At 51.9% G+C, this 1597-nt stretch carries 1 rRNA gene; it reads left to right on the top strand.

Going from position 1 to position 1597, the window contains the following annotated elements:
- A 16S ribosomal RNA gene (locus tag RO21_RS09680) occupies nt 1-1502 on the top strand; the annotation flags it as partial.
- Nucleotides 1503-1597: the final 95 nt, after the last annotated feature.

Here is a 1597-nt window from a genome sequence, read left to right as displayed (position 1 = left end):
ACGCTGGCGGCAGGCTTAACACATGCAAGTCGAACGGTAGCAGAAGAGAGCTTGCTCTCTTGCTGACGAGTGGCGGACGGGTGAGTAATGCTTGGGAATCTGGCTTATGGAGGGGGATAACTACTGGAAACGGTAGCTAATACCGCGTAATGTCTGCGGACTAAAGGGGGCGAAAGCTCTTGCCATAAGATGAGCCCAAGTGGGATTAGGTAGTTGGTGAGGTAACGGCTCACCAAGCCGTCGATCTCTAGCTGGTCTGAGAGGATGACCAGCCACACTGGAACTGAGACACGGTCCAGACTCCTACGGGAGGCAGCAGTGGGGAATATTGCACAATGGGGGAAACCCTGATGCAGCCATGCCGCGTGAATGAAGAAGGCCTTCGGGTTGTAAAGTTCTTTCGGTGATGAGGAAGGTGTAATGGTTAATACCCGTTACAATTGACGTTAGTCACAGAAGAAGCACCGGCTAACTCCGTGCCAGCAGCCGCGGTAATACGGAGGGTGCGAGCGTTAATCGGAATAACTGGGCGTAAAGGGCACGCAGGCGGTTGTTTAAGTGAGGTGTGAAAGCCCTGGGCTCAACCTGGGAATTGCATTTCAGACTGGACAACTAGAGTACTTTAGGGAGGGGTAGAATTCCACGTGTAGCGGTGAAATGCGTAGAGATGTGGAGGAATACCGAAGGCGAAGGCAGCCCCTTGGGAATGTACTGACGCTCATGTGCGAAAGCGTGGGGAGCAAACAGGATTAGATACCCTGGTAGTCCACGCCGTAAACGCTGTCGATTTGGGGATTGGGCTTTAAGCTTGGTGCCCGTAGCTAACGTGATAAATCGACCGCCTGGGGAGTACGGCCGCAAGGTTAAAACTCAAATGAATTGACGGGGGCCCGCACAAGCGGTGGAGCATGTGGTTTAATTCGATGCAACGCGAAGAACCTTACCTACTCTTGACATCCTAAGAAGAGACTAGAGATAGTCTTGTGCCTTCGGGAACTTAGAGACAGGTGCTGCATGGCTGTCGTCAGCTCGTGTTGTGAAATGTTGGGTTAAGTCCCGCAACGAGCGCAACCCTTATCCTTTGTTGCCAGCGATTAGGTCGGGAACTCAAAGGAGACTGCCGGTGATAAACCGGAGGAAGGTGGGGATGACGTCAAGTCATCATGGCCCTTACGAGTAGGGCTACACACGTGCTACAATGGTGCATACAGAGGGTAGCGAACCTGCGAGGGTAAGCCAATCTCAGAAAGTGCATCTAAGTCCGGATTGGAGTCTGCAACTCGACTCCATGAAGTCGGAATCGCTAGTAATCGCAAATCAGAATGTTGCGGTGAATACGTTCCCGGGCCTTGTACACACCGCCCGTCACACCATGGGAGTGGGTTGTACCAGAAGTGGATAGCTTAACCGCAAGGGGGGCGTTCACCACGGTATGATTCATGACTGGGGTGAAGTCGTAACAAGGTAACCGTAGGGGAACCTGCGGTTGGATCACCTCCTTACCTTAAATGAAGTTGCAAGTGTTCACACAGATTGTTTGATATGATTTGGCAATAGTGCGTCGGTTAGGAGGCAGTTGTGAATAGAGAAATTTGCA

Source organism: Muribacter muris, assembly GCF_001038205.1.
In the GTDB taxonomy this organism is placed as follows: Bacteria; Pseudomonadota; Gammaproteobacteria; order Enterobacterales; family Pasteurellaceae; genus Muribacter; species Muribacter muris.
The sequence above is the reverse complement of the archived record's forward strand: the minus strand, read 5'-3'. Positions and strand labels throughout refer to the sequence as shown.